General features: G+C 66.1%; 19 protein-coding genes. 15 read left to right on the forward strand and 4 right to left on the reverse strand.

Translation table 11 applies throughout. The features are described 5' to 3' along the window. Positions 1 to 4 precede the first annotated feature (4 nt). From QF777_01860 to QF777_01885, 6 genes are all read left to right on the forward strand, one after another. Entirely contained in the window at positions 5 to 1,258 is a 1,254-nt protein-coding gene (locus QF777_01860; GenBank protein MDP6910295.1) for an acyl-CoA dehydrogenase family protein, read from the forward strand. A 58-nt stretch (positions 1,259 to 1,316) separates the two neighbouring features. After that, on the forward strand, positions 1,317 to 1,730 hold the full coding sequence (locus QF777_01865; GenBank protein ID MDP6910296.1) for a RidA family protein: 414 nt from the start codon (positions 1,317 to 1,319) through the stop codon (positions 1,728 to 1,730). Positions 1,731 to 1,768: 38 nt separating this feature from the next. Beyond that, positions 1,769 to 2,920 carry an aromatic ring-hydroxylating dioxygenase subunit alpha gene (locus QF777_01870; protein ID MDP6910297.1) on the forward strand — a complete coding sequence of 384 codons (1,152 nt, stop codon included), beginning with the start codon at positions 1,769 to 1,771 and terminating at the stop codon, positions 2,918 to 2,920. Between the two features lie 21 nt (positions 2,921 to 2,941). Further along, positions 2,942 to 3,619, forward strand: a complete 678-nt coding sequence (locus QF777_01875; protein MDP6910298.1) for a DUF1028 domain-containing protein — start codon at positions 2,942 to 2,944, stop codon at positions 3,617 to 3,619. 10 nt (positions 3,620 to 3,629) lie between these two features. Further along, positions 3,630 to 4,505, forward strand: coding sequence for a phytanoyl-CoA dioxygenase family protein (locus QF777_01880; protein MDP6910299.1), 876 nt, complete (start codon positions 3,630 to 3,632; stop codon positions 4,503 to 4,505). Between the two features lie 129 nt (positions 4,506 to 4,634). After that, complete coding sequence (locus QF777_01885) at positions 4,635 to 6,164, forward strand: trimethylamine methyltransferase family protein (protein MDP6910300.1); 1,530 nt, start codon at positions 4,635 to 4,637, stop codon at positions 6,162 to 6,164. A 123-nt stretch (positions 6,165 to 6,287) separates the two neighbouring features. Here the strand turns inward: QF777_01885 and QF777_01890 are convergent, their stop codons facing one another. Beyond that, positions 6,288 to 7,115, reverse strand: a complete 828-nt coding sequence (locus tag QF777_01890; GenBank protein MDP6910301.1) for a phytanoyl-CoA dioxygenase family protein — start codon at positions 7,113 to 7,115, stop codon at positions 6,288 to 6,290. 73 nt (positions 7,116 to 7,188) lie between these two features. On the opposite strand from QF777_01890, the gene QF777_01895 reads away from it, so the two are divergent. The 4 genes from QF777_01895 (at position 7,189) to xsc (ending at position 11,987) form a co-directional block, all read left to right on the forward strand. Beyond that, entirely contained in the window at positions 7,189 to 7,596 is a 408-nt protein-coding gene (locus QF777_01895) for a DUF983 domain-containing protein (protein MDP6910302.1), read from the forward strand. Between the two features lie 60 nt (positions 7,597 to 7,656). Further along, positions 7,657 to 8,841 carry a M24 family metallopeptidase gene (locus QF777_01900; GenBank protein MDP6910303.1) on the forward strand — a complete coding sequence of 395 codons (1,185 nt, stop codon included), beginning with the start codon at positions 7,657 to 7,659 and terminating at the stop codon, positions 8,839 to 8,841. 2 nt (positions 8,842 to 8,843) lie between these two features. Then, positions 8,844 to 10,022, forward strand: a complete 1,179-nt coding sequence (argE, locus tag QF777_01905) for an acetylornithine deacetylase (protein ID MDP6910304.1) — start codon at positions 8,844 to 8,846, stop codon at positions 10,020 to 10,022. Between the two features lie 198 nt (positions 10,023 to 10,220). Continuing rightward, positions 10,221 to 11,987, forward strand: a complete 1,767-nt coding sequence (xsc, locus tag QF777_01910; protein ID MDP6910305.1) for a sulfoacetaldehyde acetyltransferase — start codon at positions 10,221 to 10,223, stop codon at positions 11,985 to 11,987. A 36-nt stretch (positions 11,988 to 12,023) separates the two neighbouring features. Here the strand turns inward: xsc and QF777_01915 are convergent, their stop codons facing one another. Beyond that, positions 12,024 to 12,560 carry a VOC family protein gene (locus QF777_01915; protein ID MDP6910306.1) on the reverse strand — a complete coding sequence of 179 codons (537 nt, stop codon included), beginning with the start codon at positions 12,558 to 12,560 and terminating at the stop codon, positions 12,024 to 12,026. A gap of 163 nt (positions 12,561 to 12,723) precedes the next feature. Here QF777_01915 and QF777_01920 point away from each other — a divergent pair, with 163 nt between their 5' ends. The 3 genes from QF777_01920 to hisC are packed head-to-tail and all read left to right on the forward strand — an operon-like array spanning position 12,724 to position 16,121. Then, complete coding sequence (locus QF777_01920) at positions 12,724 to 13,515, forward strand: SDR family oxidoreductase (protein MDP6910307.1); 792 nt, start codon at positions 12,724 to 12,726, stop codon at positions 13,513 to 13,515. Between the two features lie 48 nt (positions 13,516 to 13,563). Then, a complete protein-coding gene (locus QF777_01925; protein MDP6910308.1) occupies positions 13,564 to 15,033 on the forward strand; it encodes an FAD-binding oxidoreductase in 1,470 nt (489 codons plus the stop codon). Beyond that, entirely contained in the window at positions 15,030 to 16,121 is a 1,092-nt protein-coding gene (gene hisC, locus QF777_01930) for a histidinol-phosphate transaminase (GenBank protein ID MDP6910309.1), read from the forward strand. Before QF777_01925 ends, hisC begins: the two co-directional genes overlap by 4 nt. Positions 16,122 to 16,355: 234 nt before the next feature. Here the strand turns inward: hisC and QF777_01935 are convergent, their stop codons facing one another. Continuing rightward, on the reverse strand, positions 16,356 to 17,096 hold the full coding sequence (locus tag QF777_01935) for an SDR family oxidoreductase (GenBank protein MDP6910310.1): 741 nt from the start codon (positions 17,094 to 17,096) through the stop codon (positions 16,356 to 16,358). 68 nt (positions 17,097 to 17,164) lie between these two features. Between QF777_01935 and QF777_01940 the strand changes: the two genes are divergently transcribed. Further along, complete coding sequence (locus QF777_01940) at positions 17,165 to 17,383, forward strand: hypothetical protein (GenBank protein MDP6910311.1); 219 nt, start codon at positions 17,165 to 17,167, stop codon at positions 17,381 to 17,383. After that, positions 17,380 to 19,065 carry a thiamine pyrophosphate-binding protein gene (locus tag QF777_01945; protein MDP6910312.1) on the forward strand — a complete coding sequence of 562 codons (1,686 nt, stop codon included), beginning with the start codon at positions 17,380 to 17,382 and terminating at the stop codon, positions 19,063 to 19,065. The genes QF777_01940 and QF777_01945 overlap by 4 nt, the downstream gene beginning before the upstream one ends. Positions 19,066 to 19,217: 152 nt before the next feature. Here the strand turns inward: QF777_01945 and QF777_01950 are convergent, their stop codons facing one another. Continuing rightward, positions 19,218 to 19,814 carry a TetR family transcriptional regulator C-terminal domain-containing protein gene (locus QF777_01950; protein ID MDP6910313.1) on the reverse strand — a complete coding sequence of 199 codons (597 nt, stop codon included), beginning with the start codon at positions 19,812 to 19,814 and terminating at the stop codon, positions 19,218 to 19,220. Positions 19,815 to 19,842 lie beyond the last annotated feature (28 nt).

Here is a 19,842-nt window from a genome sequence, read left to right on the forward strand (position 1 = left end):
CCCCATGAGTACCGCTACCGAAGAGAAGTTCACCACCGACCCGTGGCCCGAGTCCCCCGAAACCGGCGAGGTCCTAGCCCGGGTCGATGCCCTGGGCCCGGTCTGGCGGGAGCGCGCTCGCGCTCTAGACGAAGCCGTCGAGTTCCCGCACGAGAACTTCGCTGAGGCCAAGGCTGCCGGTCTACACGCCCTCTGCCTCCCCACCGAGTACGGCGGCGCTGGCTGGTGGCTGCCCGGTCGCTTCAGTCCCTGGTACAAGGTGCTGGAGCGAATGGCCCGGTGGGAGACCAACACTGCCCAGTTGCTCCAGGTGCACAACCATGCGGCGGGCATTATCGCCTTCCACTCCACGCCTGAGCAGCGCGACCGGTTCCTTCCCGACATCGCTGATGGGGCCTTTTGTGCCTCGTTGGGCTCGGAGGCGCACCTGTACGAGAACGGCGCTGAGGTCCTCGAGTCCGAGTTGACCCAAGTCGACGGCGGTTACCGACTGACGGCCCGCAAGGGATTCGCCTCGGTCGCCGCTGCCGCCAAGTACCTGATGGTGTGGTGTGCCGTGGAGGGTGACACGCCGTATGCGGGTCGGATGGTGTTCGCGGTGGTGGAGGTGGACTGGGAGGGCGTCGAGTTGTTGGACGACTGGCAGATGTTGGGTATGCGATCCACCATCTCCTGTGGCGTGAAGTTCGACGACGTGTTCGTGCCCGACAGCCACGTGGTGGGCACCCCTGGCGGGTGGGTCACCGAGGACCAACGCACCTTCTCCTGTGCATACGCCGCCAACCACCTGGGTTCGGCCCAGGGGGCTTTCGACTTCCTGACTGACTACATCGGCGGGCGCCCCGACCTGGCTGGGTCGGAGGCTGTACGGGTGAAGCTAGGCCAGATGGACGCCCAGCTATTCGCCGCCCGATCCTGCCTGTACGCCACAGCGGCCCGGCTGGACCGGGGCGACGATCCTGACGAGTGCGAGGCCGATGCGGTGCGCACTATGCATCTGGCCAAGGACGCGGTACTGACCATCCCCTACCAAGGATTCGACCTGGTAGGCGCCCGGGCCTGCCACGAGCGGTACCCGCTGGGCCAGATGATGCGTGACGCCCGGACCTTTACCCTCCACTTCAGGGACGACCTTTACGTGGAGCGCCTGGCCCAATTGGCCCTCGGTAAGGGCTTCTTGCCCAAGGGCGGCCGCGGGGGATCCACTCCCTTCGAGGAGGGGGCGGGGGCTACGGCCCAGGCCACCGCTGGGGCATGATCTGCTCCACCCGAACGCCGCCATCCACGCCGTCAGTTATGAGAAAGCGTCCGACGCCATGACCCATCAGCGCATCCGCCCCTTCAACACGAAGGAGACGTACCCCGAGCAGAACCTCGATAACGACCTCAGCCAGGGTGTGGTGGCCCGCGGAACCATGGTCTTCCTGCGGGGCCAGGTCGCCCAGGACCTCGACACCCGGGAGTCGTTGCACACTGGCGACGCCGGAGCCCAGACGGCCAAGACCATGGAGAACATCGCCATGCTGCTGGCCGAGGCTGGCTCGGAGATGTCCCATATCTGCCGGATCGTCGTCTACCTGACTGACATCCGATACAGGGAGGCCGTCTATCAGGAGATGGGAAGGTGGCTCCAGGGCGTCCACCCGTGCTCGACGGGAATCATCGTGTCCGCCTTGGCTCGCCCCGAGTGGGTGGTGGAGATCGAGGTCACCGCGGTGATCCCCGACTGACCGATTCGATTGACCGGCCTGACCGAATGGATCTCCACGTGACGACCCCCCAGCCTGAGACTGGCGCCTTGTTGTCTGGTCTGCGCACCGTGGCCGACGGGCCGCTGTCGGCGGCTACCAACATGCCACCGGCCATGTACCACTCCGACGCGGTGTTGGCCCTCGAACAAGAGCGGGCCTTCGGACGGGACTGGGTGTCGCCCGGGCTGGCCGCCGAGATCCCCGAGGTGGGCGACCACCTGGTCTGGTCGATCGCCGACCAGCCGGTGTTCTGCGTCCGCGACGGTGATGATCGGGTCCGGACGTTTTCCAACGTGTGCCGGCACCGGATGATGACCTTGGTGGCCGGCGACGGGAATTCCCGCCGGATTACCTGCCCGTACCATTCGTGGACATACGACCTAGGTGGGCAACTAGTGGGGACAAACCACATGGAGCGCACCGACGGATTCGACCGGGTGGACATCTGTCTGCCCGAGATCCGCACCGAACTCTGGGAGGGGTGGATCTACTGCACTCTGGACGACGATGCCCCGTCGGTGGCCGATCTGCTGGCTCCCATCGAGGGCTTCGTGGCGCCCTACGGCCTAGCCGACTACGTGCCGATCCACCGGGTGGACGAGGTGTGGGACGGTAACTGGAAGTTCCTTACTGAGAACTTCATGGAGGGCTACCACCTGCCTGTCACCCACCGGGTCACGCTCGGAACCTGGATGCCCATGGACTCGGTGGTGTTCCCCGACGAGAGCCACGGAGCGTTCACGTACCAGATGTTCGAGAAGGACGAGAACGCCGTGTATGGGCGCGCCCATCCGGACAACGACCGACTGGAGGGGGCGTGGCGGAGCACCACGTTCATGCCGACGGTGTTCCCCGCCCACATGTACATCCTCGCCCCCGACCACCTCTGGTACCTATCGCTACGACCCCGGGGAACCGGTCAGGTCGAGCTGCGGTTTGGGATTGCCCTAGCGCCCGAAGTGCACGCCTCGCTGGTCGAACCCGAAGCGTGGATCACCGAGATGGTCGACTTCTTCACCGCGGTCTGCGAGGAAGACCGCAAGGTGGTGGAGGGCATCCACGTCGGATCCCGCTCGCCGCTGGCCACACCTGGTCCGCTGAGTTGGCTCGAGCATGAACTCCACCACTTCATGGGCTATCTGGCCGACCGCTTGACGTCCACCGACTGACCCCCGACCCGGGAGCCCACCATGACCTTCTCCATCACCGGACACTGTGCCAGGACCGGTATGGCCGGGGTGGCTATCACTACCTCGTCCATCTGTGTGGGGTCGCGTTGCCCCCATGCCAGAGCCGGCGTGGGCGCCGTGGCTACCCAGAACATCACCGACCCGACTCTGGCCACCCGTGTGTTCGAGTGCCTACAGGCCGGTGAAACGGCCGCCGAGGCGGTGGCCACCGTCATGGACGGTCGAGCCAACGCCGAATACCGACAACTGGCGGTGGTCGACATGGCCGGTCGGACTGGACACTTCACCGGGGCCCACATCTTGGGCACCAACCGCGTCGTGGAGGGTGACCACTGCATCGCAGCGGGCAATCTGCTGTCGACACCGGAGGTTCCTGCCGCCATGGTGGCCGGCTTCGAGGCCGACCCTGGCGCCCACCTGGCCGACCGCCTGCTACTTGGCCTGGAGGCCGGGCTAGCCGCTGGTGGAGAGGAGGGTCCAGTTCGCTCAGCAGCCCTTCTGGTCCACCACGAGCAACCCTTCGCACTGGTCGACCTGCGTTGCGATTGGAACGAAGACGACCCAGTGGTCGTGCTGCGCCGTCTGTGGACCGATTACGAACCCCAGATGCAGCCCTACTTGGACCGGGCCGTAGATCCGGGGGTGGCGCCCAGCTACGGCGTGGCCGGCGACCGGTGAGTCGATACCGGTGCTGACCGACGAACAGGTCGAAACGTTCCGGCGCGATGGAGTCTTGACGGTTCCCAACGCAGTCACGCCGGATCAACTGGCAGCACTGCGCGCCGACATGGACCGCTGGGTCGAGGAGAGTCGGGCCCACACCGGGCCCTACGGGGAGACGATCGACGGGCGCCCCCGGTTCGACGTGCAGCCGGGTCATTCGAAGGACCGGCCGGCGTTGCGGCGGGTCTCGGCGCCCACGGAGGTCTCAGCCGCCCACCGCGAGGTCATGGCCAACAGCGCCATGGTCGACATGGTGGCTGACTTGATCGGTCCCGACGTCCGGCTCCACCACACCAAGGTCAACACCAAACTCCCGGGGGCGGCCACCGAGGTGCAGTGGCACCAGGACTTCCCGTTCACCCCGCACTCCAACGCTGACCTGATGACCGCCCTGCTGATGGTCGACGAGGTGACTGTGGAGAACGGCCCCTTGGAAGTGGCTCCTGGTTCGCACAACGGCCCGATTCACTCGCTGTGGCACGACGGGGTTTTCACGGGCGCCATCTGTCCAGACGCCGTCGCTGCGATGCGTGATGCTGCCGTATCGTGCACAGGCCCGGCGGGTTCGGTGTGTCTGATGCACACCCGGTTGGCCCACGCCTCGGCCCCCAACCGGTCGGATCGGTCCCGGACCCTGTTCATCTGTGTCTACGGGGCGGGCGATGCCGTGCCGTATGGCCCCAATCCGGTGCCCACGGCCCATCAGGGATTGTTCGTACGGGGTTCGGACCCCGGTCGGGTCCGGACCGGGGACTTCGAGATGGACCTGCCTGAACCGCCGACGGGAGCGTCGTTCTTCACCCAGCAGGAGGCCTCGGTAGTAGATCCGGGGCGAGGGTGACGGTACGTCGACCGGTGGCAGTCGACGACCGGCTCCGATCGTGAACCCGAAGCCTTCGAAGCGATTACCGTACCGAAACTGTCTGAAGCGATCGTCTGAAGTGGGGTCGTCTGAGATGTGGGGCTGTCGATGATCGGTGAGCGCCGTCGAGGAGGCCGGGGTGCGCGCGCTGCTGCACGGGCGACTGAATCGGTCGCCGGGGTGCTGCAACCTCGCCGGCGCATCCCCACCTACGACCTGCTCGACGAGGGGTCGCTGGACCGCCTCGAGGCCCACGCCGACTGGATCCTCGATGAGATCGGCATCGAAATCCGGGGGGACGAGGAGGCTGTCGAACTGTTCCGGGCGGTGGGTGCCCGCGTCGAGGGGGAGCGGGTGCGGTTCGATCCAGGCCTGGCCCGGAGCCTGTGCACCACGGCGCCGGCCGAGTTCGCCATGCACGGGCGCGATGAACGCCATACGGTCACCGTCGGTGGCGACCACGTCGTCTTCTCACCGGCCTACGGGTCACCGTTCGTGTCGGACCTCGACGACGGCCGGCGCTACGCCACGCTGGTCGACTTCGAGAACCTAGTGAAGCTGGCCTACGTGTCGCCGTGGCTGCAGCACTCAGGTGGCACGGTGTGCGAGCCAGTGGACGTTCCTGTCAATAAGCGGCACCTGGACATGGTGTACGCCCACCTGCGCTGGTCGACCAAGCCGTTCATGGGTGCGGTGACGGCGCCGGAGCGGGCCGAGGACTCTGTCGCCATGGCCCGCATCGTCTTCGGAGCCGACCGCCTCGAACGGGACTGCGTTGTCCAGGGGAACATCAATGTCAATTCGCCGCTGGTGTTCGACGACGTGATGACCGGGGCGCTCAAGACCTATGCCCGGGCCAACCAGGCCAACGTGATTTCACCGTTCATCATCGGGGGTGCCATGGGTCCGGTCACCCAGCCGGCGCTCATCGCCCAGGCTCACGCTGAGACCATGGTGGGCATCGCTCTGGCCCAACTGGTGCGCTCTGGTTCACCGGTGGTGTACGGCAGCTTTTTGACCACCATGGACCTGCGCAGCGGAGCACCGACGTTCGGGACGCCCGAGGCGGTACTAGCCACCTACGCCATGGGTCAGCTGTCGCGCCGACTGGGACTGCCACTGCGTTGCGGCGGTCACTACACGGCGTCCAAGGTGGCCGACGCCCAGGCGATGATGGAGTCGGCCGACGCCATGGGGGCGTCCATCTACGCTGGGGCCAACTTCGTGCACCAGGCCGCTGGCTGGCTGGAGGGCGGGCTGGTCACCGGTTACGAGAAGTTCGTGATGGATGCCGACCACCTGGGGATGCTCACCCGACGCATGGGGGGTCTAGTGGTCGACGACGACTCGTTGGCCGTTGAGGGTTATCGGGAGGCTGGGCCGGGAACGGCCCATCTGGGGACTGCCCACACCCTGGCCCACTTCGAGGAAGCCAACTACAACTCAGTACTCCTCGACACCAACTCCTTCGAGCAGTGGGCCGAGGATGGGGGGCGGGACATGCAGCAGCGGGCCAACGCCCTCTGGAAGCGCATGCTGGCCGACTACGAGCCGCCGGAGATCGATCCGGGGACGGATTCCGAGTTGCAGGCGTTCATGGCCGAACGCAAGGGTTCCGAAGATGACGCTTGGTATTGAGCATCTATACCGAAACTGAACCTTGAGTTTCACCCTGCCCTTGTCATCGCCGGGGTGGGTGTCGACGTGTTCGAATTCATGTGGCGGGCTCAGGTGCTGGTGGGCTGATCGGGAGGAACGGCGTCAGTAGGAGCGTCGCTCGGTAGCGCCGTGGTACAACACATCGGACAGGGCGGCGTTGGCCGACGCCCGGACTGCTCGGCCGTCGTCAGTCATCTCGGTTTCTGGTCGGGGCACGACGAGGAACGCCGGATCCACGGGGTCGTTGCCTACGACCAGCACGTGGTGCTCACCTCGTTCCGGGCGGGCGTCGACGCCGATGTAGGACTGGAAGGCCACGCCCACCCGTCGGGTATCGGATTCGTTGGGCCGTGACCCGTGGATCAGGTGTGGATGGTGGAGCGACATCTGGCCGGGCTGGAGCACCACGTCGACAGCCGTGTCGGGGTCGAACCCGCTCACGTGCTGACCTCGAGTGAGGATGTTGTCTTGCCCGTACCGGTCCTCGTGGGGGCGGATGCCGTCTAGGTGGGTGGCCGGGGCCATGGCCACGCAGCCGTTTTCCGACGTGCTGGGAGTTAGAGCCAGCCAGGCTGTGACCATGTCGGTCCCCTCGATCCCCATGTAGGTGGAGTCCTGATGCCAACTTACGTAGGCCGTGGCATCCGGGTCCTTGATGAACAGCACTGAATTGAGCAGGGCAGCGGGCCGGTCCACGAGTGACGCAACGCAGCCCAGGATTGTCGGGTGGAGGGCCAGGTCGGCCAGGAACGGCAGGACTAGGTGAGCGTTGTTGCGGTGGTCACCATGCAGGTCCTCGGGGAATCGGGCTTCGGCCTCTTCGAGGGCGGCTAGGGCAGCAGAGGCCTCGGCGGTCGTAAGTACGTTGATCGGGGCGAGCCAGCCGTCGTTCCGGTACCGGGAGACCTGCTCGTCGGTGAGTATCGGCACGGCCGCGGACGGTAGCCGAGGCTCCGGTGTTCCACACCGGTGGGTGAGGTCGGGTCGCCAGTATGTTCGGATAATGGACGGAGCAGGTCGGATGCGGGTTCTGTCCAGGGGGATCGTGGCAGCCTGCCCGGGATGTGGGGGACGGGGCTTGTTCCGCCGTCCGTCCCGTCGGGGCTGGTTGCGGATCCGTGAGGCGTGCCCCAGTTGTGGGCTCGTCTTTGAGCGCACTCACGGTCACTGGATCGGCGCCGTGGCTGTTAACACCGTCCTGTCCACTGTGGCGATCCTGATCGTGTTGGTCGTTGCGTTCGTCGTGGCATGGCCCGACCCAGAGGTGCTCGAGGTCCTGGTACCCACGGTCGCTACTTCGCTGGTGGCACCGTTGGCTTTCGCCCCGATTAGCCGCAGCCTCTGGACGGCCATGGTTGTTCTCGTTCTGCCACCGGATGACCCACCCTCGGTGGGCACGCGTCCGATCTAGCCTTCGCGAACCTCAGCCCAATGACCGAGCCGGGCCGACACCCGAGAGGAGAGGGAAACCATGCCAGATGTTGAGCTTCCGTTTAGCCGTGAGGAGTACGCACAGCGCCTGGCGAAGGTGCGTAGAGCTATGGAGGCTCACGGCATCGAGGTTCTTGTGGCCGCCGACCCGTCAAACATGTCGTGGCTGACCGGCTACGACGGGTGGTCGTTCTATACCCCGCAGGCCGTGGTGGTCACTCACGACGGCGAGCCGTGGTGGTGGGGACGACGTATGGACGCCAATGGCGCCCGCCTCACCGTCTACATGGATGAGTCCCGGATACTTGACTACTCCGACGACCATGTCATGTCGACCGAGAAGCACGCTTTCGGCCAGTTAGCTGACCTCTTGGACGGGATGGGTCATGGTTCGGCCCGGGTCGGCGTTGAACTTGACAACTACTACTACTCGGCGGCCGCTCACCAGAACCTGTGTGCCAGGTTGCCCGACGCCGATGTTGTGGACGCCACGGCGCTCGTCAACTGGCAGCGCGGGGTCAAGTCCGACCAGGAACTCGTGTACATGCGGCGGGGCGCCCGGATCGTGGAACGCATGCACGCCCGGATCCGCGACATCATCGAACCGGGTATGCGAAAGTGCGACCTCGTGGCCGAGATCTACGCCACCGGCGTATCGGGCACCGAGGAGTTCGGAGGCGACTACCCGGCCTTCGTACCCATGATGCCAACTGGAGCCGAAGCCTCGGCCCCCCACTTGACCTGGGATGACAAGCCGTTGAAGAGCGGCGAGGGGTCGTTTTTCGAGATCGCTGGTGCTCACCGTCGCTACCAATTACCGCTGTGCCGGACGTCGTTCCTAGGCACCCCGCCCGACGAGATGCGCCGGGCCGAAAAGGCCGTGCTTGACGGCCTCGACGCAGGGTTGGGCGCGGCCCGGGCCGGTAGCCGGGCGTGCGACATGGCCCGAGCCTTTTTCTCGGTGATGGAGGACGCTGGCTTCCACAAGGAGGGCCGCTGTGGTTACCCCATTGGCATCAGCTACCCGCCGGACTGGGGGGAGCGGACCATCTCGCTGCGAGATACCGACGAGTCGGTGCTGGAGCCGGGCATGACCTTCCACTTCATGCCCGGCCTCTGGATGGACACCTGGGGCCTGGAGATCACCGAGAGCTTCGTGGTCGTCGAGAACGGTCCCGGCGAGCCACTGGCCGACGTGTCTCGCGGCATCCACGTGAAGGGGTGACCGTGCCTGCGCCGACCACTGACGGGTCACCAGTCGATCAGATGCTGGCCATCCTCGACGGCCTGATCGCCTTCCCGTCGGTCGCCCTCACCCCGAACGTCGACCTGATAGCCCACGTGGAGGATCTGCTCCGGCCGTACTGCTCGGAGATTCTGCTCTCGCATGACGAGACCAAGACGAAGGCCAACCTCTTCGCCACCATCGGACCGGTCGTCGACGGCGGGATCATGTTGGCCGGCCACAGTGATGTGGTCCCCGTCGACCTTGGTGACTGGACCTCGCCGCCCTTCACTGCCACCCGCCGTGGCGACCGCATCTACGGGCGGGGCACGGCCGACATGAAGGGATTCTTGGCCTGCGTGCTGGCCCTGGTCCCCCGATGGGCGGCGCTCGATCTGGTTCGGCCCGTCCACGTGGCCCTCACCTTCGACGAGGAGGACGGTTTCCACGGCGCTCCGATCCTCATTGATTCGTTGGCCGACGCGCCCCGGCCCGCCGTGGCCATCGTCGGCGAGCCGACCGGCCTGAAAGTGGTTGGGGCCCACAAGGGCTGTTATGAGTACACCACCACGGTCACCGGTATGAACGGACACAGTTCCCGCCCGGCCGAGGCGGTTAGTGCCGTGCACTACGCCACCCGTTGGATCGGCGGTCTGCTGGGCCTCGAGGAAGAACTGGTCGAGCGGGCGCCGGCCGGTAGTCGGTTCGAGCCGATACATACCACTACGAACGTTGGCGTGATCAACGGTGGGCTGGCTCGCTGCACAGTGGCCGGGGGCTGTTCGTTCGACTGGGAGATGCGCCCCGTGCAGGGCAGCGACGCCGGGTTCGTGAAGGACCGGATGGCTGCACTTGAGTCGGGGCTATTGGCCGAGATGCGCGCCGTGCACCCTGAAGCCGCCATCGAGACCGAGGCGGTGTGTGAGATCGACGGCCTTGAATGGGAGGAGTCGTCCCCGGCTCTGGACCTCATGCGGTCCCTGCTGGGTGGTGATCCACCGGTCGGGGTGGTGGCCTACGGGACCGAGGCCGGTCTCTACCAGGCGGCCGGGATGCCCTCGGTGGTGTGGGGACCCGGTGACATCGCTGTGGCCCATCGACCCGACGAGTTCGTCGAGGTGTCCGACCTCGAGGTCTGCCTGGAACTGCTCCTGGGACTGGGCAGCCACCTGACCGACTGAGGCCTGCATGGCCGGGGACTCGGGTCATCCGGGACGCCCTGTCGTGGAAGTTCCCAGCAGGCCGTCGTAGGTGATTTGACCATCGCACGATGGCTCTAGACAGTCTCACGGATCCGTTATAGGCTCTCACTTCCACGCGCTCGAGAGTTGCTCCCGGTGGCGTGTCTGATCGAACCCACACCCGGTAGGAGTGCACCGATGACCCGCATGACCCCCAGCGAGGCCTTCGTCGAGACGATGGTGGCCAATGACGTCACCACCACGTTCGGCATCATGGGCTCGGCGTTCATGGACGCCATGGACATCTTCGCTCCGGCCGGCATCCGCCTGGTGCCTGTAGTCCACGAGCAGGGTGCTGCCCACATGGCCGACGGCTATGCCCGGGTCAGCGGTCGCCACGGGGTGGTCATCGGCCAAAATGGCCCCGGCGTCTCCAACTGCGTGACGGCCATCGCCGCGGCCTTTTGGGCCCACAGCCCGGTGGTCATGATCACCCCGGAGACCGGGACCATGGGCCAGGGCCTAGGAGGCTTCCAGGAGGCCAACCAACTCCCGATGTTCCAGGAGTTCGTCAAGTACCAGGGTCACATTGCCAATGAGAATCGTATGGCCGAGATCACCGCCCGCTGCTTCGACCGGGCCATGTCTGAGATCGGTCCCACCCAGCTGAACATCCCCCGCGACCGCTTCTACGGCGACATCGACGTGGAGATCGCTAAGCCAATGGTGCTCGATCGTGGCCCCGGAGGCGACGACAGCCTGAACGCTGCAGCCGACATGCTCGCTGCTGCGAAGTTCCCGGTGATGGTGTCGGGCGGCGGCGTGGTCATGGGCGACGCCATGGCCGAGGCCGTTGCTCTGGCCGAGCGCCTGGGCTGCCCGGTGGTGAACAGTTACCTACACAACGACTCGTTCCCGGCCAGCCATCCGCAGTGGTGCGGCCCGCTGGGCTACCAGGGCTCCAAGGCTGCCATGAAGTTGATCGCCCAGGCCGACGTCGTCCTGGCGCTGGGAACCCGCCTCGGCCCGTTCGGCACCCTGCCCCAGCACGACATGGACTATTGGCCCAAGGACGCCAAGATCATCCAGGTCGACGCCGACCACAAGATGCTCGGCCTGGTCAAGAAGATCTCTGTCGGGATCTGCGGCGACGCCGGTGCGGCTGCCGTTGCTCTCACCGACCGACTGGCTGATCGCACCCTGGCCTGCGACGCTACGACGGTCGAGCGGGCCCAGCTCATGGCCGACGAGAAGGCTGACTGGGAAGCCGAGCTGGACGACTGGACGCACGAGACCGATGACTTCAGCATCGACATGATCAAGGAGGCCGTCCAGGAGAAGGACAACTGGATGCACCCCCGCCAGGTCCTACGCGAGCTGGAGAAGGCCATGCCGGCCCGGGTCATGGTGTCCACTGACATCGGCAACATCAACTCGGTTGCCAACAGTTACCTGCGCTTCGAGGAGCCCCGTTCCTTCTTCGCCGCCATGAGCTGGGGCAACTGCGGTTACGCCCTGCCGACCATCATCGGCGCCAAGGCCGCTGCTCCGGATCGACCAGCCGTCTCGTACGCCGGTGACGGCGCGTGGGCCATGAGTATGGTCGAGACGATGACCGCAGTGCGCCACGACATTCCGGTTACCGCGGTGGTCTTCCACAACCGCCAGTGGGGTGCCGAGAAGAAGAATCAGGTCGACTTCTACGGCCACCGGTTCGTGGCCGGCGAACTGGACGGCGAGGAGAACTACGCCGAGATCGCCCGGGCCATGGGAGCCGAGGGCGTCAGGGTGAACCAGTTGGAGGACGTCGGTCCCGCACTGACAGCCGCTATCGACGCCCAGATGAACGACGGCAAGACCACGGTCATCGAGGTCATGTGCACCAAGGAACTGGGGGACCCATTCCGCAAGGATGCACTGTCCACCCCGGTGCGCCACCTCGAGAAGTACGCCGACTTCGTCTAAGCCTCTATCCGTGGTGCCGGACCGCCGGCGAAGGCGTCAGTCAGACCCTCGGGCCGGCGCGTGAGACACGTCGCCGGGCCCCAGGGTGCGCGTCCAGGCGGCGAACTCCAGTTGGATGCCGTCAGGGTCCATGAAATAGATCGACCGGACGAACACGCTTCCTCCGGGGTCAGCGGCCACTCCCCATTCGGAATCGTCGTGGTTCATGACTTCGGTGCAGGGCACGCCCGCGTCGCGTAGGCGCTGGACGTAACCGTCGATGTCGGCGGGGTCGACATCGAGGGCCACGTGGTTCATCGAGCCGTGGGCCGTGCGGAAGTCACCCTCGCCGGGCATGGCGGCTGGAGAGGCCACCCCGGGAGCGGCCGGTGGGGAATCGGTGAACCAGAAGAAGGCAATCGAGTCGCCGTTGCCACAGTCGAAGAAGAAGTGCTGGCCCCCACCGCCGCCCAACTCAATGGTCTTGACCAGCGGCAGGCCCAGCACGCCCTCGTAGAAGGCCACGGTGGCAGCCATGTCGCGACACACCAACGCCAGGTGATTGATGCCCCGGGTGCGGAATCCATCGGTCATGGCTGTTGATCCTCGCGCACCGGATGTCGAGTGTCGGGGGTGAACCGCATGCTGAGTGACTTGCGGCCGTTCAGGATGGCGATTGGTAGAGGGAGGACCCCCCGATCGTGGTCACCCGCTCCGGTCATGGGCGCACCCTAGGCGGGCTGTCAGAATCGCTTCTGTGCCGGACCTGATCAAACGCCACCCTGAACAGCAACTCGTCGATCTGGCCGATCGGGTGGTCGTGGTGACCGGAGGGAGCCGGGGACTAGGCCGGGCCATGGTGGAGGCGTTCGCCCGGTGCGGAGCCAACGTGGTGGTGGCCAGCCGCAAGCTCGAGAACTGCACCGCCCTCGCTGACGAGGTGGCCGAGGCGACGGGCCGCCGGATCCTCCCGGTGGTGTGCCACGTCGGCGACTGGGACCAGTGCGATGCCCTGGTCCAGGCCACCTATGAGGCCTTCGGCCGTTGCGACGTGCTGGTCAACAACGCCGGCAGCTCACCGCTCTACCCGTCGTTAGAGGAGGTCACGCCTGAGCTCTTCGACAAGACGATCGCCGTGAACCTACGGGGCACGTTTCGCCTGTCGGCCGCCTTTGGTACCCGGATGGTGGCCGACGGTGGCGGGAGCATCATCAACGTGAGCTCCATCTCGGCATCGGCGCCTACGGCCGTCGAGGCCATCTACGGAGCTGCCAAGGCTGGCGTACATTCGTTGACCGAGTCGTTCGCCCGGGCCTACGGGCCGACGGTGCGGGTCAACTGCCTGCAACCCGGCCCGTTCCTGACTGACATCTCCACCCACTGGCCGGAAAGCGCACATGAGGGGTTCCGCCGTCGGCTGGCCCTGGGGAGGGCCGGCGAGGCGCACGAGATCGTTGGTGCGGCGCTGTACCTGGCGTCGGACGCTTCGTCGTTCGCCACCGGCTCGGTCATCAAGGTTGACGGTGGCGCGGTGTACGGCACCGGCTGACGGGTCCCTCAACGGATCGGCCTTGTGGGGTTGTCCTACGATGCGCCGATGCTTGAGGTCTCCTCGCCGGAAGCACGACTGGTCGACGAACTACAGGCCATCCTTGGCGCCGGGGGATGGCTGGAGCCGTCCGACGCGCTGCATCTGACCGTCGACTACCGGGGTGTGTTCTCCGGGACGCCGCTCCTGGTGGCCCGACCCAACTCAGTCGACGAGGTCCGGGCCGTGGTGCGACTGTGCGCGGCGGCCGGCGTGGCCATCGTCAGCCAGGGAGGCCACACGTCGCTGTCTGGTGGTTCAGTTCCCACCACGGATCGTCCATCGGTCCTCTTGTCCACCTCCCGCATGAACCGGATCGTTTCGGTCGACCCGGCCCGCTTCACCATCACCGCCGAGGCGGGCTGCACCATCGAGCAGGTCCAGCAGGCGGCCGCCGCGGTAGATCTGGAGCTGGGCATGGACTGGGGGGCCCGGGGCACGGCCACGGTGGGTGGCGCGGTGTCGACCAACGCTGGTGGCTTAAACGTGCTGCGTTACGGGCCAGCCCGGGACAGCGTGCTGGGACTCGAGGTTGTGCTGGCCGACGGCGAGGTGTTCGACGGGCTGCGGGCGCTGCGAAAGGACAACACCGGGTACGACCTCAAGCACCTGTTCATCGGAGGCGAGGGATCACTGGGTGTCGTGACCCAGGCGGTGCTACGCCTCTACCCCCGACAGGACCACCACCGCACGATGTTCGCCGCGCTGTCCGACCTAGATGCCGTGCACGAGCTCTTTGCCATGGCCTGCGCGCGGGACCACGGCGGCTTGACGGCTTTTGAACTGGTCCCCGAGACCGGAGTGGCCGGCACCATTGGCGCGTTCGGTGTGCTGCGTCCGCTGGCGACGGTGGCGGACTGGTACTTGCTGGCCCGGTTTTCCGGTAGCTCTTCGATGGACGCCACTGCCGAGGGGTTTCTGGCCGACGCGCTCGGTGCCGGCCTGGTGGTGGACGCCACGGTGGCCATGACCGTCGCCCAGGAGGAGAACCTCTGGCTGATGCGCGACGAACTTCCGCCCGAGACCCTGTTCGACGCCAAGGGGGCAAAGTTCGACGCCGCGGTGCCCATTGACCGCGTGGCCGAGTTCCAGCGGGCCGTCGAGGCGGTGACCGTCGAGATGTGTGGCGACCATGCCGTCGTCTACTCATTCGGCCATCTAGGCGACGGCAACCTGCACCTCTACGTCGTACCCGCCCTCGAGCGGGGCAGCCGAATGGATTCCGATCTGGCTGCCACGATTACCGACGCCATCGACGAGCTGCTGTGGAGCATGGGCGGCACGGTGAGTGCCGAACACGGTGTGGGCCAAGACCTCCTGGACCGTGTGGGACGTCAGAAGTCGCCCGTGGAGTTGGACATGATGCGTCGGGTTAAGGCGGCACTGGACCCAAACGACCTGTTCAATCCCGGCCGGGGTGCACACTGCGCTCCCGTCCCGTCGACCGCTGACCAGCCAACCGAGGAGGAGACGCCATGACGGTGGGGCGACCGAGGGCATCCGTCGCTGCCATGGCCTCGTATCGGCCCGGAAAGTCGGTGGCCATGGCCGCCGACGAGCACGGCCTCGATTCGACCGACGAGGCCCAAGCGGTCAAGTTGTCATCCAACGAGAACCCGTACCCGCCGGTGGCATCGGTGGTCAAGGCGGTGGCCGCGGCGGTCGGCGAGGTGAACCGTTACGGCGACCATGGGGCGGTCGAGCTCCGTCATGCCCTGGCCGGATGGCTGGGTGTCGACGTCGGACGGGTAGTTACGGGCTGCGGGTCAGTCGGCCTGCTTCAGCAGCTCTTCTTGGCCTACGTCGACCCTGGAGACGAGGTGGTCTATCCGTGGCCGTCGTTTGAGGCCTATCCGGTGGATGTGGCGATCACCGCGGCCACCGAGGTGGCGGTTCCGCTGGCTGGACACACCGCCGATCTGGATGCGTTGGCCGCGGCCGTGACGCGCCGGACCAAGCTGGTGGTGCTGGCCAACCCCAACAATCCGACTGGGACCGCGCTGCACGTGGATCGGATCCGTTCGCTGGTGGAGCGGGTGCCCGACGACGTGCTGGTTGTGGTCGACGAGGCTTACCGGGAGTTCGTGACCGCGGACCTGGGTGATCCGATCGCCGCCCTGGTGCCTGATCATCCCAACGTGGTGGTGCTGCGGACGTTCTCCAAGGCTTACGGTTTGGCGGCCCTCCGGACCGGGTATGGCGTGGCCGACCCGTCGGTGGCCGAGCAGATCGACAAGGTCCTGATCCCGTTTGCCGTGAACCATCTGGCCCAGGTGGGGTCGTTAGCCGCCATTGCCGCCCGTGATGAGGTGCAGGTCGTGATCGACCGGCTGACCTCGGAACGCGACCGGGTGGCGGTGGCTCTGCGGGACGCTGGGTGGGAGGTGCCCGACGCCCACGCCAACTTCGTGTGGCTGCCTCTGGGTGAGCGTACCGACGAGGTCTTTCCCGCTTTGGAACGGCGGGGCGTGGTGGTCCGACCGTTTCCAGGAGTGGGGATCCGGGTCACGATAGGCACACCAGCCGAGAACGATCGGTTTCTGGAGGTACTGGCCGACCTGGACTGACGGCGGTCCGTCCCGCCGCGATTCAGCCGGGGCGGAGGTATGCCCGCACCGATGAGGATCCGGATTGGACACGCTGCGTATGGTGATCATCTCAGCCACTTTCGGCTGGCAAAGGGCAGGGTGGAGCGAAGAGTTCGCTGACGTTCAACGGGATCTTCGGCGGTTGCCGAGTACTGCTTTCCGGTTTGCTGTGGGTGGCGTCTTCGCGAGGGAACCTGCTGCAAATAAACAAGGTCAGGACCCTTTGAGAGAACCGCCCTCCACCGGTAGGCCGGTGCCGTTGACATAGTTGGCGGTCTCCGAGCACAGGAAGGCCACGATCCGCCCAAAGTCGCCCGGGTCGCCGATCCGCCCCATGGGGTGGTCGGCGGCTACGGCGTCCAGGTCGTCGTAGAGTTCGCGCAGGCGGCTGGTGGCGTGCAGGCCCGGCTGGACCGAGTTGACCGTCACCCCGTCGCCGGCCACCTCCGTGGCCGTGGTCTTGAGGAACGCTGTCAGTCCGGCCCGGGCGGTGTTGGAAAGCATCAGGTTCGGGGACGGTTCGCGCACCGTGGCCGAAGTGATGGCCACTACCCGTCCCCAACCTCGCTCGCGCATGGGCGGGATGAGGGCCCGGCACATCCGGACGTGGGCCAGCAGGTTCAACTGGAGGGCCGCCGGGTAGAGGTCGTCGTCAGTGGAGGTGAACGTGCCTGGAGGCGGTCCGCCGGCGTTGGCCACCAGGATGTCCACGTGGCCGAGGGTTGCCACTACTTCGGACAACATGGCGTCGATCGACTCGTCGTCGGTCAGGTCCGCAGCGACGGAGACCGGCTCGCCGGCAACAGTGGGTAGCGCGGCGGCCAGCTTTTCGGTTGACCGCGAGACCAATGCTACCCGTACCCCCTCAGCGGCCAGAGCCTGCGCAGAGGCCAGACCAAGGCCGGCAGAGGCCCCGGTGATCAGCGCAGTACGTCCGGCAATGCCCAAGTCCATGGTCGGACGGTAGTCGTGGCCGGCCGCCACGTCGCAGCCCAACGTTTGGAACTGGCAGGCTATGGCCCATGGGATCACAGCCGTTCTGGAGGGACACCGAAGGGCTGAGCTGGTGGCTCTTCTTGGCGTGTGCATTGGTGTTCGTGGTGGCGTCCATCCGGATCGGCGACGTCCTGTTCACCATCGGATCGGTGCTCTTCCTATCGGCCTGCGTCGTATTTCTGGCCAGCAGGGACCGGCCTTCTGATGACGGGTCACCTGGCGGCGGGTCCGGCGGGGACGGATGACCGGACGTCGCACCGGCGGTGCCCTGCTGGTCGACTGCCTCCTGGCCCAGGGGGTCGACACGGCGTTCGGGGTGCCCGGCGAGAGCTACCTGGCGGTCCTGGACGCTCTCCACGACGTAGAGGATCGTCTCCGGTACGTGCCTTGTCGCCAGGAGGGCGGCGCTGCCTATATGACCGAGGCATGGGCCCGTTTCACCGGAAGGGTCGGGGTGTGTTTCGTGACCCGGGGACCCGGGGCCACCAACGCATCCATCGGGGTGCACACCGCCGACCAGGGTTCGACGCCCATGGTCCTATTCGTCGGCCAGGTGGGGCGTCCCCATCGGGGATTGGAGGCCTTTCAGGAGGTCGAGTACACGTCGTTCTTCGACGACCTGGCCAAGTGGGTGGTCGAGGTGGACAACGCCGCAGACCTACCCCAGGTGGTAACCGCGGCGTTCACCATTGCCACCAGCGGCCGGCCGGGGCCCGTCGTGGTTGCCCTGCCGGAGGACGTCCTGCGTGACCTGACGACGGCCAAACCGGGTCCGGCGGTAGAGGTCACCGAGCAGGACCCCACAGATGGTGGGGTGGCTGCGGTGCAGTCCGTTCTGGCTGGCGCCGAGCGACCTGTGGTCCTCGCCGGGGGAGGCGGATGGACCGATGTCGGGCGGACTTCGCTGGCCGCCTTCACCGAGGCCGCTGATCTACCTGTGGTCGTCTCGTTCCGGCGACACGACCTGTTCGACAACACGAACGCCCGGTATACGGGTGAGGCGGGGGTAGGGATGCCGCCAGCCGTGCGGGAGACCCTGGAGACCGCCGACGTGGTGCTGGCCCTGAACTGCCGGTTCGGCGAGATGACGACTGCCGTCTACACGCTCTTCGGAACGGATGGTCGCCCCAACGACCAGCAGATCGTGCACATGCACCCGTCGGCGTACGAGTTTGGGAAGGTCGTGACACCGGTGGCCACCGTTCAGGCAGGCCCGAATGCCATGGCCGCTGCCCTGCTAGCGGGAGCCGTTCCGGCGGGCGCGGATCGTGCGCGCTGGGCGGGATGGCGGACCGGACGACGGGCCGCCTTTGAGGCCACTCTGGACTGTCCATCCCAGCTGGGAGACCTGGACATGGGTGAGGTCACGGCGTGGTTGCGCGAACGACTTCCGTCAGACGTGGTGGTCACCAACGGGGCCGGAAACTTCTCGGTCTGGCCCAACAAGTTCATGCTCTACGGTTCCGAGGCCCGGCTACTGGCCCCCCAGAACGGGACCATGGGCTACGGCCTGCCTGCTGCCGTGGCGGCCAAGATTGTCGACCCGGATCGCATCGTCATCTGCTTTGCTGGCGATGGCGACGTGCAGATGAACATCCAGGAACTGGGCACCGCCCTGCAGGCCGACGCCCGCCCCATCGTCCTGGTGCTGGACAACTCGTCGTGGGGGACGATCCGCATGCACCAGGAGTTGCACCATCCGGGTCGTGTTTCGGCCACCGATCTCGTGAACCCCGACTTCGTTGCCCTGGCCGGTGCCTACGGCATGCATGCCGAGCGGGTCGACCGGACTGACCGGTTTGCACCAGCCTTCGAGCGGGCACTGGCCTCAGACACCGGTGCCCTCCTGCACCTGGTGATTGCTACCGAGCAGCTAACCCCCCGCCTTACGGTCCAGGGCGTGCGCAACTCCGACGGACCGGAATGATCGTGTGGCGGATCTCGAACCTTCTGTGTCGCTTCACTGCCGACGCTCCGGTGACCGACATGCTCGACGCCGTCGGTGGCTCCGAAGCGTTCGTCCGCTGGAGGACCAGGCTTGATGACCTGTTACCAGGCCGGATTCTGTCGAGCGAGGGGCTAGCCGATCTCGGCCTCGACCGCGTCGGCAACCAAGCGTCGCGTTTCGACATCGTTGATCACCCCGCCGTGGGCTACCTGCTGGATGGCCAACCCCTCAATTAGGCAGGCCAGTCGCCATGCTGAGTCCCGGGGGTTGACACAGGAGAAGTCCCCGGAGGCGACACCGTCTGTGAGGGCTTCAGCGAGAACCTCGACCCAGGCCTCGTCCAACTCCATGACCGTCTGCCGGAAGGACTCGGACTGCAGCGCGACCGCCCAGCCCTCGATCCATAGTCGCCAGCTAGAAAAGCCGCTGGCTGGGTAGAAATTGTTGATCACTATGTCGAGGAGTTCTCTTGGTGTTCCGCCGGTTTCCACCAGAATCCGTAAAGCCGCTAGTTCCTTTTCGGCGGCGTGCCTGAACGCGGCGGCTAGGAGTTCATCCTTGGTGTCGAAGTGGTAGTGGACGAGACCGGTCGAGATCCCGAGGTGCTTCGCCACGTCGCCCACCCGAGTGGCGGCGATCCCCTGCTTGCCCATGACCGCGCAGGCTGCCTCAAGGATCTCTATTCGACGCTTCTCGACGGCCGGCTTGTGCCCCTGCGACTCTTCCACCGATTGCACCATACTGACTGACCCGTCA

This window comes from Acidimicrobiales bacterium, from assembly GCA_030747595.1.
In the GTDB taxonomy this organism is placed as follows: Bacteria; Actinomycetota; Acidimicrobiia; order Acidimicrobiales; family MedAcidi-G1; genus UBA9410.